The organism is Paraburkholderia sp. (assembly GCF_049581445.1).
GTDB lineage: Bacteria > Pseudomonadota > Gammaproteobacteria > Burkholderiales > Burkholderiaceae > Paraburkholderia.
In genome coordinates, this window is record NZ_JBAURZ010000135.1 from 1 (window position 1) to 14,123 (window position 14,123).

The window sequence follows — 14,123 nt, forward strand, 5'->3', positions numbered from 1 at the left end:
CGTCAGCGCCGACAAAACGTCTGCGGACGCGCACGTGTCAGGCTCAGTGGCTGGCACGACTGCGGGCGCTATTGCCAGCGCTAGCAAAACGACTACGGACGAGCACGTGTCGGGCTCGGTGACGAACACAGCCGCCACGGCCCGCGCCGCTGCGGCTGCGGCTGCATCTACAGAAGCTCACGTGCAGAACGACGCTCCAACCGCCGCTCACGCGCCGGCTGTTCAGTAAGCGCAGGGGCCGATCATGTCCACCTCTTCCGCCTCGCGCCAGCCGCTGAGCTTCACGGCGCTCTACGCGGCCGCCGCCGACTGGGCCCGCACCGACGGTCTCACGTGGATTTACGTGATGAAAGCGCTGGCCGCTGCCTTCCTCGCGCTCGGCATTGCGATGAAACTCGACCTGCCGCAGCCGCGCACCGCGATGACCACCGTGTTCATCCTGATGACGCAGCAAAGCGGTCGCGTGCTCGCGAAAAGCTTTTACCGGATCAGCGGCACGCTTGTCGGTCTCGTCGTGATGCTGGTGTTGATCAGCCTGTTTTCGCAGCAACCGGAACTGTTCATCCTGTCGACTGCGATCTGGGTCGGCATCTGTACCGCAGGCTCGGCACGCAACCGCAACTTCCGCTCCTATGGCTTCGTGCTCGCGGGTTATACCGCAGCGCTGATTGGCATCCCCGCGTCGCAGAATCCCGACGCCGCATATATGTCAGCGCTCACGCGGGTGGCCGAGATTACGCTGGGCATCGTCTGCTCGGGTGCGGTCAGCGCACTGGTCTTCCCGCAGTACGTGGGCGAACAACTGCGCACCACAGTGCGGGCCCGCTTTAGCGCGTTCGTCGACTACGTGTCGGCATCGTTGTCAGGACAGGTCGACCGTGCACAAATCGAAGCGACCAACGCGCGCTTTGTCGCCGATATCGTCGGCTTTGAAAACACTCGCAGTGTCGCTGTTTTCGAGAGCCCGGAATCACGCATGCGTAGCGGCCGGTTGTCTCGTCTGAACAGCGAGTTCATGACGGCTTCGACGCGCTTTCACGCGCTGCATCAGTTGATGAACCGGCTCCATGACACCCACGCCGCCACCGTCATCGAAGCGCTGGAACCGTATTTCAAGGAGATCGCGCCGCTCCTGAACAAATCCGGGGAGCCCGTGCTGACCGCCGCCGATGCCGTGCACGCCGCCGCGCAACTCGAAGCCTACAAAGCAGCATTGCCGCAGCGGGTCCGCACAACGCGCGCCGTACTGGAAGCGCAGGCCGACACACCACTGCTCGACTTCGACACGGCCGCGGAACTGCTGTACCGCTTCGTCGACGATCTGCACGCCTACGCGGCCACCTATGCGTCGCTCGCTGTGGACACCCACGAGCGCGAGCGCTGGGTCGAACGCTACACGCCGAAGACCAACGCGCTCGCAGCGGGCATCGGCGGCTTGCGCGCCGCCTTCGTGGTGGTGCTGCTGAGCGCCGTGTGGATCGCCACCGCGTGGCCGAGCGGCGTGTCGCTGGTGCTGACCGGTGCGGCCGTCTGCGCGCTGGCTTCATCATCACCCTACCCCGCACGCATGGCGTTTCAGATGGCGGCCGGCACGGCACTGGCATCGATCGTCGGCGTGGTGCTGACGTTTGGCGTGTATCCGCATATCGACGGCTTCCCGCTGTTGTGTGCCGTGCTCGCACCGTGTCTCGCGCTGGGGGTGTTCATGACGACGCGGCCGAAACTGCTCGGCTACGGTTTTGGTTACTGCGTGTTTTTCTGCGCGCTGGCGGGCCCCGACAACCTGTTTCACTATGATCCGTCCGCCTTCATGAACGACGCAATTGCGATCGTGCTGTCGATGCTGGTGACGTCACTGGTGTGCGCAACCTTCGCGCCGCCCTCGATACCGTGGATGCGCAACCGTCTGTTGATCGATCTGCGCCGCCAGGTCGTGTCGACCTGCCAAGCACGTCTGACGCGACTGCGTTCGCGTTTCGAAAGCGGCACGCGCGATCTGATGTTCCAGATCAACGCGCTGGCTGAAAACGAGCCCGCGTTTCAGCGCGAGACGTTGCGCTGGATGTTTGCGGTGCTCGAAGTGGGTAACGCCACGCTTGATCTGCGTAGCGAGCTTGCGACGTTACCGCGCGACGCCCGCTATGCCGAAAAGATGCCGTGGCGGGTGGCCGAACGCAATGCGCGGCGCGCCATCGCCGCGCTGTTCGACCGGCCGAACGCGCGCCGGATGGATCAGGCGCTGGCCGCCACAACCGACGCGATCGCTGCCGTCCAGCAGGTGTTGCTGACATTTGCGCCACCGCGCGACGAGCGTCACCAGTTGCAACGCATTTTGAGTCACCTGCATTTCATTCGTACCGCGCTGCTCGATCCGCAATCGCCACTGGAACCATTGGTTGGCACGCGGACCGCGGCGCAAGAAGGAGTTCCTCATGCCACGTGAAGTTGCCGTCCTTGATGCTTATGTGCCGGCCATCGTGCTGTTATTCGTGGCCGGTGCGCTACTGACCTGGTTGCTTGACCGTGTGCTGGCCTATACAGGCCTGTATCGCGTTGTCTGGCATCCCAACCTGTTCCGGGCCAGCTTGCTCGTATGTGTGTGCGGCGTGCTCGGTCTCGCCGTTTATCGTTGATCAGAGCCGAATCATGACCATCCGAAATCTTGTGGGTTTTGTCGCGACAGCCGTTATTTTCGTCATCGCGATTTTGATTGGCCGTACCTTATGGGTTCACTACATGGATCAGCCATGGACCCGTGACGGGCGGGTGCGAGCCAACGTCATCAACATCGCGCCGGATGTCTCGGGCGCGGTGGTCGCGCTGCCGGTGCACGACAATGAAATGGTGAAAAAGGGCGACCTGCTGATGCAGATCGATCCGTCGCACTACCAGATCGCGGTCGAGCAGGCCGAGGCGGCGCTCGCCGCACGCAAGGCGGAATTACAGATGCGCCGTGACGACGCGAAACGGCGTGCTGACATGGATAGCCTGGTGGTATCGAAGGAAAGCATGGACAACGCGACGCATACGGCGTCGGCTGCGGAGGCTGCGTATCAGCAGGCACAGGCCGCGCTTGATGCAGCGAAGTTGAATCTGGAGCGCACTCGGGTTGTGTCGCCGGTGGATGGCTACGTGACCAATCTGGAGGTATTCCAGGGTGACTACGCGACGGCGGGCGCGGCGAAGCTTGCCATTGTGGATAGCCACTCGTTCTGGGTGTATGGGTATTTTGAAGAGACCAAGCTGCCGCATGTGAACATTGGCGACAAGGCGCAGATGCGGTTGATGAGCGGTGGCGTTCTGCAGGGGCACGTCGAGAGTATTTCACGCGGTATCTATGATCGGGATAATCCGCAGAGCCGGGAGTTGCTGGCTGATGTGAATCCTACTTTTAACTGGGTCAGGTTGGCGCAGCGTGTGCCGGTGAGGATTCGGATTGATCAGGTGCCGGCTGGGGTGGTTTTGTCTGCTGGGACTACTTGTACTGTTGTGGTTCAGCCGGGGTGAGGGTTTTTGCCTGCGGCGCTTGTTGTTTTTGGTGCTACTGGCGTTGGTCTTGTTTTCTTGTCGGCTTGATGTTAAGTGACTCTCTGTTGTCCGCTTGCTGGCGTTGGCCTTTCCTTGATTTCTTATTGGTTTATTAGCGTTGCCCCTATGCGGGGCAGCACTCACTTTCTTTGCGGCCGCAAAGAAAGTAAGCAAAGAAAGCGGCTCACACCGCCAGCTTGTAGGTGTCGCCCTCTGGCGTGAACCCGGCGTGGTCCGAGGCGAGACCGTCTCTCGCACTACACGCGTTAGCGACAAAGCATTCATCCACCCCACTACGCACTACGTGCGTCGCGGATGGGTTTGCGCAGGAACGCCGGGGATGGGTGGCACGTTCGTGCCATCGGCCCACAAAGAGGCGATTATCCTGCGTTTCGTATCTCCGGTTCGCAACGCAGGTAAATGCCGACCACTTCGCGCCATCCCGTCTTGGAAACGCGGAACGCCACGCGTCGCGTATCAGACTCGCTAAAGCCGGAAAATCTCCCGCCCGATGTGTTGCGAACTAGCCGCGAGACCGCGTCACGCGGTCTCGCCTGCGGGATGATTGATGAAATATTCAGGATTCCGACGGAGTTTTCAGAAGAGGTTTTGCCCGACGGCGGGGCGCGCAGCGCGACGCTGGAACGGATGAGCGCTTTGTCACTAACGCCGACGGTGCGAGAGACCGTCTCGTCTCGGACCACTCCGGGTTCGCACCAGAGGGCGACACCTACAAGCTGGCGGTGTGAGCCGCTTTCTTTGCTTACTTTCTTTGCGGCCGCAAAGAAAGTGAGTGCTGCCCCGCACAGGGGCAACGCCAATAAACCAATAAGAAATCAAGGAAAGGCCAACAACCCAAGCACCCAGAGCCCTTAACAATTCAAGAAACAGCCAACAGACAAGCAAAAGAACAAGACCAACAAACAAGCGCCGCAGGCAAAAAAACCTCAATTCAACCTGAACTTCCCCACCATAACCTTCAGAGCCCTGGCCTGATCATCCAGCGACCGAGCCGCCGCGGTAGCCTCCTCCACCAACGCCGCGTTCTGCTGAGTCCCAGCATCCATCTGCGTAACCGCCAAGTTAATCTCTTCGATTCCAGAACTCTGCTCAGCGGAAGCAGCCGAGATCTCCCCCATGATGTCAGTCACCCGCTTAACCGCCTTAACGATCTCATCCATCGTGTGGCCGGCGTCCTGCGCCAACGCAGATCCATTGCCCACGCGCTCCACCGACGCGCTAATCAGTGTCTTGATCTCCTTGGCCGCGCCCGCACTGCGCTGCGCCAGGTTGCGCACCTCTCCCGCCACCACCGAAAAGCCGCGTCCGTCCTCGCCCGCCCGCGCCGCTTCAACAGCTGCGTTCAGTGCCAGAATATTGGTCTGAAATGCAATGCCCTCGATCACGCCAATGATGTCGGCAATGCTCTTCGCGCTCTCATTGATCTGGTTCATCGTCGCCACCACGCGCCCTACAACTGCGCCGCCCTTTTCTGCGATCTCCGATGCATTGTTCGCCAGCGTGCTCGCCTGCTTCGCGTTGTCAGCGTTTTGCCGCACCGTCGAGGTCAACTGCTCCATGCTGCTCGCCGTGCGTTCAAGCGCCATTGCCTGCTGTTCCGTGCGCTGCGACAGATCCAGGTTGCCCGTCGAAATCTCCCCCGATGCAGTAGCAATGGCGTCCGCGCTGGCGGCAATGTCCGAGACTGTGGTCGACAATCCGCCTTGCATGTCGCGCAGCGCCGACAGCATGCTCGAATGATCATTGCGGGCGAGCGCAATCCGGTTCGACAGATCGCCTGATGCAATCCGGCTCGCAATCTCCTTCGCATACACCGGCTCGCCGCCGAGTTGCCGCGCGAGCCGCCGCACCACCCATTCACTGATGGCAAACGCCAGCACGATCAGTCCAATCGTCATCGCGGCCATCATCACGAAGGACGAGTGATAAATAAAGCGAGACGCCTCGATCGTGGCCTTCGCGGCCACCCCGCGCTGCTCGACGAGGCCATCAACCATCTTCTCCAGCTTCTCGGTCTCAACCAGCAACGACACGTCCTGCGTGCCGACCTGCCAGTTCATCTGCGACAGATCCAGCGGCTGCGCCTTAACAAGCGTCACGAAGTCACGCAGATGGCCGCTCCACGTCGCGACCGCGTCGGCGAATTTCTTCTGCTGCGCGGCTGCATCGGTATCGGTGGGATCGGCGTACTGTTGCAGCGTGGTCAGTTGCGTGGAAAGCCCTGCGAGCCCATTCTCGATATCCGCGCCAAGTTCGTCGCGCTCCTTGCCCGTGGTCGCGGTCAACATCATCTTCTGCGCACGGCTCGCGCGCAGTACGTAACCACGCGCTTCTTCGGCGGCGTGGCTTGCGACGTGACCCTGATCGTAGATCGACTGCGCCGAGCCATTCAGACGGCTGATCTGCGCCAACGAAAACACACCAATCACCAGCGTGCCAATCAGCAGCAAGGCGAACGCCAGTCGCAACGTCGCTTTCACGGACAAGCCCTTACTCCGGCCGGCCGGTTTTTGCGAGTGGGGCGCCCCCCCAGCCGGCTCGCCATTCGCCACAAAACCCACGCCCGACTGGTTGCCCAGCGAAACTGCTTTCATATCTTTGGTCCCCGCGCCACGTTTGTATACCTGCCTGAAAGGTAAATTCCCACTTTCCAGGTTATCTCAAGGGTCTACGGCATCTGCAGCGGCAATCTTTAATGCCAATACCAGCTGCCTTTCCCCGCGCTTCGCCAAGTAGGCCGCGCCTCTGCGACGGCTTTATACATGGCCAAAATTCCCAGAGGCGATGCGTCTACCCGGCTTGCAAACGGCCCAACTCCGAGGCAGCAGGGCAGCCCTCGACGCCCCGGCATCGCGCGAGCTCGCCCCATCGTGGTGCCGCGTACGGCGAAACAAATGTCCGAATCGCGACAAAACTTGTCCTAACATTTCGCGCAAGCCAACTTACAATTCATCAAATCGTAGAGAACGGCGGTGAATGCGTCCAAAAGCCGCAAATTGCCCAGATACAGAACTCCGCGCTTCGCTAACCCCCTTTTCAGCCTCCATAAATCGCATGGAAACCAGTCTCGATAAAAGCGCCCTCGCTGGCGCCGCCAGTCCTCCCGGCGCTCAAGCCGCGCCGCCACTCGCGGCCAAGGCACAGCGCACCGTGTATTCAATCCTCGGCGCGATCAGCTTCTCGCACCTGCTCAACGACATGATCCAGTCGCTGATCCTCGCCATTTACCCGATGCTGAAGGACAACTTTTCGTTGTCGTTCGGGCAAATTGGCCTGATCACGCTGACCTATCAGATCACTGCCTCGCTGCTGCAACCGCTCATCGGCACCTATACGGACAAGCATCCGAAACCGTATTCACTGCCGGTGGGCATGGGCTTTACGCTTACCGGTCTTGTGCTGATGTCGATCGCGCCGAGTTTCGGCGTGCTGCTGGTCGCCGCCGCGCTGGTTGGTTGCGGCTCTTCCGTGTTCCATCCGGAATCGTCGCGGGTGGCACGCATGGCCTCGGGCGGCCGTCACGGTCTCGCCCAGTCGCTGTTCCAGGTGGGCGGCAACGCGGGCTCGTCGCTCGGGCCGTTGCTGGCAGCGCTGATCGTGATTCCGCATGGCCAGCGCAGCATTGCGTGGTTCTCGGTGGCGGCGCTCGTCGCGATCGTCGTGCTTACGCAGATTGGCCGTTGGTACAAGCAGCATCCCGCGACCAAAAAGGCACGAAGCGCGGAAGCCGGTCATCCGACGCTGTCGCGCAACAAGGTGCTGTTCGCCATGGGTGTGCTCGTACTGCTGGTGTTCTCGAAGTATTTCTACCTCGCCAGCATCAACAGTTACTTCACGTTCTATCTGATCGACAAGTTCCATCTGCCGGTACAGGCCGCGCAGGTCCACCTGTTCGTATTTCTCGCCGCTGTTGCCGCGGGCACTGTGATCGGCGGTCCGATTGGCGACAAGATTGGCCGCAAGTATGTGATCTGGGTATCGATCCTCGGCGTTGCGCCGTTCACGCTGCTGCTGCCGTATGCCAATCTGTTCTGGACCGGCGTGTTGACTGTCGTGATTGGTGTGGTACTGGCGTCGGCATTCTCTGCAATCCTCGTGTATGCCCAGGAACTGATTCCCGGCAAGGTCGGGATGGTCGCCGGACTCTTCTTCGGCTTCGCGTTCGGCCTGGGCGGCATCGGAGCCGCGGTGCTTGGCCAACTGGCCGATGCGACGAGCATCAGCTTCGTCTATAAGGTGTGCTCGTTCCTGCCTTTGATCGGCATATTGACCGTGCTCTTGCCGAATATCGAGGGCAAGAAAGCCAAGGCTTGATGCCACGGCTTTGGGCCGTTCGGTAACGGGTTCGGAGATTGACTGAAAAAGGCGCTGCGGCGCCTTTTTCTTTGGGCGTGGCTTGGCAAGAGTTGGTGGCTGCGGGTCGCGATGGCCGTTGCACGGCATGCTTGCCTCTGTAGTAGCTCGGGCGGCGGTCGTGTCGGACTCCCGGACTCCCGGACTCCCGGACTCTCGCCCTATGGTGAACCCGCGTTGTCCGCCTTGGTGAGCCTGCTCTATGCTGTGCGGACACGCACTCTCGCAGCGCAGGGCATCCTGTCGACGCTCGCCCGGCAACTGAGCGTGCGCCCCACCGTCCGCTCACCCACGCTGCAGGAAGGATCGCTGCCGATGACCAGCTACCGCGATTTCCACCGCCGTTCCATCGAGAATCCGGAAGACTTCTGGCGCGACGAAGCGCGGCGCATCCATTGGGAGACGCCGTTTCACACGGTGCTCGACACCTCGAATCCGCCGTTCGCGCGCTGGTTCGTCGGCGGGCGGACGAACCTTTGCCACAACGCAGTCGACCGGCATCTGGTGGAGCGGGCGCAGCAGAACGCCCTCGTCTATGTATCGACGGAAACGGGCATCGAACGCCGCTACACGTACGCGGAGTTGTACGCGGAAATCAACCGGATGGCCGCCGTCATGCGCTCGCTCGGCGTGAAGCGCGGCGAGCGCGTGCTGATCTACCTGCCGATGATCCCCGAAGCCGTCTTCGCGATGCTGGCCTGCGCACGGCTTGGTGCGATTCATTCGGTGGTATTCGGCGGCTTCGCTGCGCCTAACCTCGCGGCCCGTATCGACGACGCCAAACCGGCGCTGATCGTCACCGCCGACGCCGGCGCACGCGGCGGCAAGGTGATCGACTACACGCCGCTCGTCGACGAAGCGCTGGCCCGCGCGCAGCACAAAACGCCGCATGTGCTGCTGATCGACCGGCAACTCGCGCCGGAGCGCCTGAACGCCAGCTACCTGGTCGCTTATGAGCCGCTGCGCGAGCAGTTTTTTAACGCGCATGTACCGTGCGAGTGGCTCGAATCGAACGAGCCTTCCTATGTGCTCTACACGTCCGGCACGACTGGGCGACCCAAAGGCGTGCAGCGCGATGTGGGCGGATATGCGGTGGCGCTAGCCGCGTCGATGGAATACATCTTCGAAGGCCGCGCGGGCGACACCATGTTCACCGCGTCGGATATCGGCTGGGTGGTCGGCCACAGCTACATCATCTACGCGCCGTTGCTCGCCGGACTAACGACTGTCATGTACGAAGGCACGCCGATCCGACCGGATGGCGGCATCTGGTGGCGCCTGGTGGAACAGCACAAGATCAATCTGATGTTCACCGCGCCGACCGCCTTGCGTGTGCTCAAGAAACAGGACCCAGCGCTTCTGAAGAAGTCCAATCTGTCGAGCCTGCGCGCCCTGTTTCTGGCCGGGGAGCCGCTCGATGAGCCCACCGCCTCATGGATTGCCGGCGCGCTCGGCAAACCGGTGGTCGACAATTACTGGCAGACCGAAACCGGCTGGCCGATGCTCGCCATTCAGCGCGGCGTCGAAGCGTTGCCGCCCAAGCTCGGATCACCTGGCGTGCCCGTATATGGCTACAACCTGACGCTGCGCAACGAAAACACCGGCGAGGTCTGCGCGACAGGCGAGAAAGGCGTGATCACGCTCGGCTATCCGCTTCCGCCTGGCTGCATGTCGACGGTATGGGGCGACGATCGGCGCTTTGTCAGCACGTATTGGTCAAGCGTGCCGGACCAGCAGGTGTATTCCACGTTCGACTGGGGCATCCAGGATGCCGACGGTTACGTGACCATACTTGGACGTACTGACGACGTGATCAACGTGGCTGGTCATCGGCTTGGTACTCGGGAAATCGAAGAGGCCCTGTCGAGCCATGCGGCGGTGGCCGAAGTCGCGGTGGTGGGCGTCGCCGACCCGCTGAAAGGCCAGGTAGCGCTGGCCTTCGTGGTGCTGCGTGAAGCGGACCGCTATGCGGCCGACAAGGCACGCATCAAACTGGAGGCGGAGTTGGCCGCAACCGTCGACCGGCAACTTGGCGCCATCGGGCGGCCAGCACGGGTGCACATGGTGTCAATGTTGCCGAAAACCCGCTCGGGCAAGCTCTTGCGCCGGGCGATTGCGGCGCTAGCAGAAGGACGCGATCCGGGCGATCTGCCCACCATCGAAGACCCCGCGGCGCTGCTCCAGATACGCGATGCGCTGAATGCAGGAGGCAACGCTTAGTTGTTGACAACGCCGCGATACGCCGCTCAGGCGCGCGCCTGCAAAAACCGCGTCAGAATCCCGTTCGAATAAGTGCCGGCCAGCTCGGTCAAAAACGTCGCGAACGAAGCCGGCGCATGAGCATCCGCGGTGTCCGACACGGTGCGCACGATTGCGCACGGCACGCCATACTCGTGACAGACCTGTGCGATAGCGGCACCTTCCATCTCGACAGCGAGCGCATCGGGCAACGCGGTTCGCAGCGTTTCGACGGCTGCCGCACTGGCGACAAACTGATCGCCACTGATGATGAGCCCACGATGCATCTGCGGCACTTGAATCGCAAAGCGTTGCGCGAGTGCCGCGCCCTCCTCCGCGATGAACCGCTCAGCGGCCGCCGCGAGTTGCGCGGCCAGCGACCGATCCGCCACAAAGCGCGCGATACCGAGCAGCGGCACTTCAAAGCGCGGAAATAGCGGCGATGCATCGAGATCGTGCTGCATGAGCGTGTCGGCCACGACGACATCGCCTATCCTCACCTCACGCCCGACTCCGCCCGCCACGCCCGTGAACACGACGGCATCGACCTCGAATGCGTGAATCAGCGCACTGACCGTTGCCGCCGCGGCCACCTTGCCGATGCGTGCCAGCGTCACGACGCATGGCGCACCGTATACGGTCCCGACGTGATAGTCGCGGCTGCCGTGCGTGATCGTGCGCACGCCGGACTCGGCGCGCATCACCTCGATCAGATTGCCCAGCTCCTGCGGCAATGCCGCCATCACGCCTAGCGGACGCCGCCCAGTCACTGCGTCGTTTTGTAGCGCGCTCATTCAACCGCCTGCAGTTTGGCGACCGCGAGCGCCAGCCATTTCTCGCCGTGCCGTTTGAATTTCACCTGCGCCTTGGCATCCGCGCCGCCGCCTTCCAGCGCGGTGATGGTGCCTTCGCCGAACTTGGTGTGGAAGACCTGCAGTCCGATCCGGAAACCGCTTTCCGCCGCGCGTTGTTCATTGGCGAAAGCCGGCAGCGGTGCTGACGTTACCGCTCCACTGTAACCCTGCTGACGATCCGGCCGCGAGAACCAGTCCCGACCATACCCCGCGTTATCAGAACGGCCGCCCCAACGCGCACCGGCTTCGACCTTGGGCGTCAACCACTTGAGCGTTTCCTGCGGCAGTTCGTCGAAGAAGCGCGAACGGATGTTGTAACGCGTCTGGCCGTGCAGCATCCGGCTCTGCGCGAAGGACAGATACAAGCGCTCCTTGGCGCGCGTAATGGCCACGTACATCAGACGGCGCTCTTCTTCGAGGCCATCGGTTTCCATTGCGCTGTTCTCGTGCGGGAACAGGCCCTCTTCAAGCCCCGTGATGAACACCGCAGTAAACTCAAGCCCCTTCGCCGCGTGCACCGTCATCAACTGCACCGCTTCCTGGCCGGCCTGCGCCTGGTTGTCGCCCGCTTCGAGCGACGCATGGGAGAGAAAACCTGCGAGCGGCGTCATCGTGTCGGGGTTTTGCGCCGGGTCCGTGAAGTCGGGCGCGTCGAGAACAACGGTGGTGGGATCATCCATCGCCACGGCCAGTTCCGGCGCAGCACTTGCGCCGGGACGCAGCGGAATGGAACGCGCGGGCGTGTCGAGTCCATAGCCCTCTTCACTGACGAACGCCGCCGCTGCGTTGACCAGTTCCTGCAAGTTCTCGAGCCGGTCCTGTCCTTCACGTTCGGTCTGATAGAAGTCCGCGAGACCGCTCGCGCGCACCACGTATTCGACCGTCTCCGGCAAGCTCATCTGCTGCGTTTCCGCGCGCATCTTGCCGACCAGGTTGGCGAAGCTGGCGAGACTCGAGCCCGCTTTGCCAGCCACATAAGGAATCGCCGCAGCCATCGAACAATTGTAGAGGCGCGCGGCGTCCGCCACCTGTTCGATCGAGCGTGCGCCGATACCACGCGTCGGGAAATTGACGACGCGCGCGAATGCGGTGTCGTCATTCGGGTTGTCGATCAGGCGCAGATAGGCGAGCGCGTGCTTGATTTCCTGACGTTCGAAAAAGCGCAGGCCGCCATACACACGGTAAGCGATGCCCGCGTTCACCAGCGTGTGTTCGATGGTGCGCGACTGCGCGTTGCTACGGTAGAGAACGGCGACTTCACTGCGCGAGGTGCCGGTGTTGATCAGCGCCTTGATTTCCTCGACGATCCAGCCGGCCTCCTGGGTATCGGTGGCGGCTTCGTAGACTCGTACCGGCTCACCGTGGCCCGCGTCGGTACGCAGATTCTTGCCGAGGCGCCGCGAATTATTCGCGATCAACTGATTGGCCGCATCGAGAATATGGCCGTGCGAGCGATAGTTCTGCTCCAGCTTGATCAGGTTGCGAACGTTGAACTCCTGCTCGAAGTCGCGCATGTTGCCGACGTTCGCGCCGCGGAACGCATAGATGGACTGGTCATCGTCGCCGACAGCGAATATCGCATTGGTTTGGCCGGCAAGCAGCTTGAGCCACGCGTATTGCAGCTTGTTGGTGTCCTGAAACTCGTCGACCAGGATCTGCCGGAAGCGCGCCTGATAGTGGGCACGTAGCGGCGGATTATGGGCGAGCAGTTCATAGCAGCGCAGCAGCAATTCGGGGAAATCCACCACACCTTCGCGCTGGCATTGCTGGTCGTAGGCTTCGTAAAGTTCGACGAACTTGCGGTTGAAGTTATCGGTGGCGTCGACGTCTTTGGGGCGCAAGCCCTGCTCTTTCGCGTTGTTGATGAAGTACTGCAGATTCTTGGCCGGATATTTCTCGTCGTCGACGTTCAGGCCCTTCATCAGACGCTTGATGGCGGAGAGCTGGTCGGCGGTATCGAGAATCTGAAAGGTGGCGGGCAAACCGGCGTCGCGATGATGTGCGCGGAGCATCCGGTTGCAGAGGCCGTGGAAGGTGCCGATCCACATGCCGCGGGTGTCGATGGGCAGGAGCGCCTGGAGGCGCGCCATCATTTCGCGGGCGGCCTTGTTGGTAAAGGTGACGGCGAGGACGGTCGCGGGCGACGCGAGGCCTTGCTGGATCAGCCATGCGATACGCGTGATGAGGACGCGGGTTTTGCCGCTGCCCGCGCCGGCGAGGATGAGGGCCGGTTCATTCGGAAGCGTGACGGCGGCGTGTTGTTCGGGGTTCAGGTTGTTGAGGAGTTCGGGCATTTTCCAGGGGATCGGGGTCGGCGGCGGTTCGTGCCTCATTATAAGGTTTAGGGGTGAGGGTGGTTTTTTGGGTTTTTTGGGTTTTTGCCTGCGGCGCTTTGTTGGGTGGTCTGATTGGGGATTTTGGGGTTTTCTTGCACTGTTGTTGGTCTGTTTGTGGCTGCTGTTTGCCCTGCGGCGTTGGACTTTGCTGTTTGCCCTATGGCGTTGGCCTTTCCTTGTATTCGTGTCGGTCTACTAGCACTGCCCCTGTGCGGGGCGGCACTCACTTTCTTTGCCGGCCGCAAAGAAAGTAAGCAAAGAAAGCGGGCTCACACCGCCAGCTTGTAGGTGTCGCCCTCTGGCGCGAAACCGGAGTGGTCCGAGACAAGACGGTCTCTCGTGCTACACGCGTTAGCGACAAAGCATTCATTCATCCCACTCCGCACTGCGTGCGTCGCGGAGCGGCTTGCAGGGGAAAGCCGCTCCGCGACGCCTGCGCAAACTGACAATTTGTCAGGACTCTCGTGTACGAGTGGGCGGCAATGATCCAACGCCCGTGAAATTTCCGACGGGGCTCGGTTATACCCGGCGGCGGGGCGCGCAGCGCAACGCTGGAACGGATGACTGCCTTGCCACTAACGTGGGTGGCGCGCGAGCGGGTCTCGTCTCGGACCAATGCCGGTTCACCGGCGAGGCGGACACCTACAAGCTGGCGGTGTGAGCCCGCTTTCTTTGCTTACTTTCTTTGCGGCCGGCAAAGAAAGTGAGTGCCGCCCCGCACAGGGGCAGTGCTAATAAACCGACACGAATACAAGGAAAGGCCAACGCCGCAAGGCAAGCAAAGCAAAGTGCC

Annotated in this window: 10 protein-coding genes; 7 read left to right on the plus strand and 3 right to left on the minus strand. The window is 61.7% G+C overall.

What is annotated here, in order from left to right; genetic code table 11:
- The 4 genes from WCA85_RS12645 to WCA85_RS12660 form a co-directional block, all read left to right on the plus strand.
- On the plus strand, positions 1 to 229 hold a 229-nt coding region (locus WCA85_RS12645), incomplete at its 5' end, for a hypothetical protein (RefSeq protein ID WP_424064304.1).
- Between the two features lie 15 nt (positions 230 to 244).
- Positions 245 to 2,443 carry an FUSC family protein gene (locus WCA85_RS12650; protein WP_424064306.1) on the plus strand — a complete coding sequence of 733 codons (2,199 nt, stop codon included), beginning with the start codon at positions 245 to 247 and terminating at the stop codon, positions 2,441 to 2,443.
- On the plus strand, positions 2,433 to 2,633 hold the full coding sequence (locus WCA85_RS12655; RefSeq protein ID WP_424064308.1) for a DUF1656 domain-containing protein: 201 nt from the start codon (positions 2,433 to 2,435) through the stop codon (positions 2,631 to 2,633). The genes WCA85_RS12650 and WCA85_RS12655 overlap by 11 nt, the downstream gene beginning before the upstream one ends.
- 13 nt (positions 2,634 to 2,646) lie before the next feature.
- On the plus strand, positions 2,647 to 3,507 hold the full coding sequence (locus tag WCA85_RS12660) for an efflux RND transporter periplasmic adaptor subunit (RefSeq protein WP_424064309.1): 861 nt from the start codon (positions 2,647 to 2,649) through the stop codon (positions 3,505 to 3,507).
- Positions 3,508 to 4,475: 968 nt separating this feature from the next.
- Here WCA85_RS12660 and WCA85_RS12665 read toward each other — a convergent pair.
- Positions 4,476 to 6,143, minus strand: coding sequence for a methyl-accepting chemotaxis protein (locus WCA85_RS12665; protein WP_424064311.1), 1,668 nt, complete (start codon positions 6,141 to 6,143; stop codon positions 4,476 to 4,478).
- Positions 6,144 to 6,603: 460 nt separating this feature from the next.
- Between WCA85_RS12665 and WCA85_RS12670 the strand changes: the two genes are divergently transcribed.
- Positions 6,604 to 7,863, plus strand: coding sequence for an MFS transporter (locus WCA85_RS12670; RefSeq protein ID WP_424064313.1), 1,260 nt, complete (start codon positions 6,604 to 6,606; stop codon positions 7,861 to 7,863).
- A gap of 306 nt (positions 7,864 to 8,169) precedes the next feature.
- Positions 8,170 to 10,122, plus strand: a complete 1,953-nt coding sequence (locus WCA85_RS12675) for a propionate--CoA ligase (RefSeq protein WP_424064413.1) — start codon at positions 8,170 to 8,172, stop codon at positions 10,120 to 10,122.
- Between the two features lie 26 nt (positions 10,123 to 10,148).
- Here WCA85_RS12675 and WCA85_RS12680 read toward each other — a convergent pair whose 3' ends face one another.
- Complete coding sequence (locus WCA85_RS12680; protein WP_424064315.1) at positions 10,149 to 10,934, minus strand: 5'-methylthioadenosine/adenosylhomocysteine nucleosidase; 786 nt, start codon at positions 10,932 to 10,934, stop codon at positions 10,149 to 10,151.
- Entirely contained in the window at positions 10,931 to 13,288 is a 2,358-nt protein-coding gene (locus WCA85_RS12685; protein WP_424064316.1) for a UvrD-helicase domain-containing protein, read from the minus strand. Before WCA85_RS12685 ends, WCA85_RS12680 begins: the two co-directional genes overlap by 4 nt.
- 538 nt (positions 13,289 to 13,826) lie before the next feature.
- On the opposite strand from WCA85_RS12685, the gene WCA85_RS12690 reads away from it, so the two are divergent.
- Positions 13,827 to 13,991, plus strand: a complete 165-nt coding sequence (locus tag WCA85_RS12690; protein WP_424064318.1) for a hypothetical protein — start codon at positions 13,827 to 13,829, stop codon at positions 13,989 to 13,991.
- The last annotated feature ends 132 nt before the right edge of the window (positions 13,992 to 14,123 follow it).

Bases quoted from the DNA above. Each gene is read 5' to 3' on its own strand.
- WCA85_RS12660 (WP_424064309.1), top strand. From the start codon at position 2,647: ATGACCATCCGAAATCTTGTGGGTTTTGTCGCGACAGCCGTTATTTTC.
- WCA85_RS12665 (WP_424064311.1), bottom strand. From the start codon at position 6,143: ATGAAAGCAGTTTCGCTGGGCAACCAGTCGGGCGTGGGTTTTGTGGCG.
- WCA85_RS12680 (WP_424064315.1), bottom strand. From the start codon at position 10,934: ATGAGCGCGCTACAAAACGACGCAGTGACTGGGCGGCGTCCGCTAGGC.
- WCA85_RS12655 (WP_424064308.1), top strand. From the start codon at position 2,433: ATGCCACGTGAAGTTGCCGTCCTTGATGCTTATGTGCCGGCCATCGTG.
- WCA85_RS12650 (WP_424064306.1), top strand. From the start codon at position 245: ATGTCCACCTCTTCCGCCTCGCGCCAGCCGCTGAGCTTCACGGCGCTC.
- WCA85_RS12670 (WP_424064313.1), top strand. From the start codon at position 6,604: ATGGAAACCAGTCTCGATAAAAGCGCCCTCGCTGGCGCCGCCAGTCCT.
- WCA85_RS12685 (WP_424064316.1), bottom strand. From the start codon at position 13,288: ATGCCCGAACTCCTCAACAACCTGAACCCCGAACAACACGCCGCCGTC.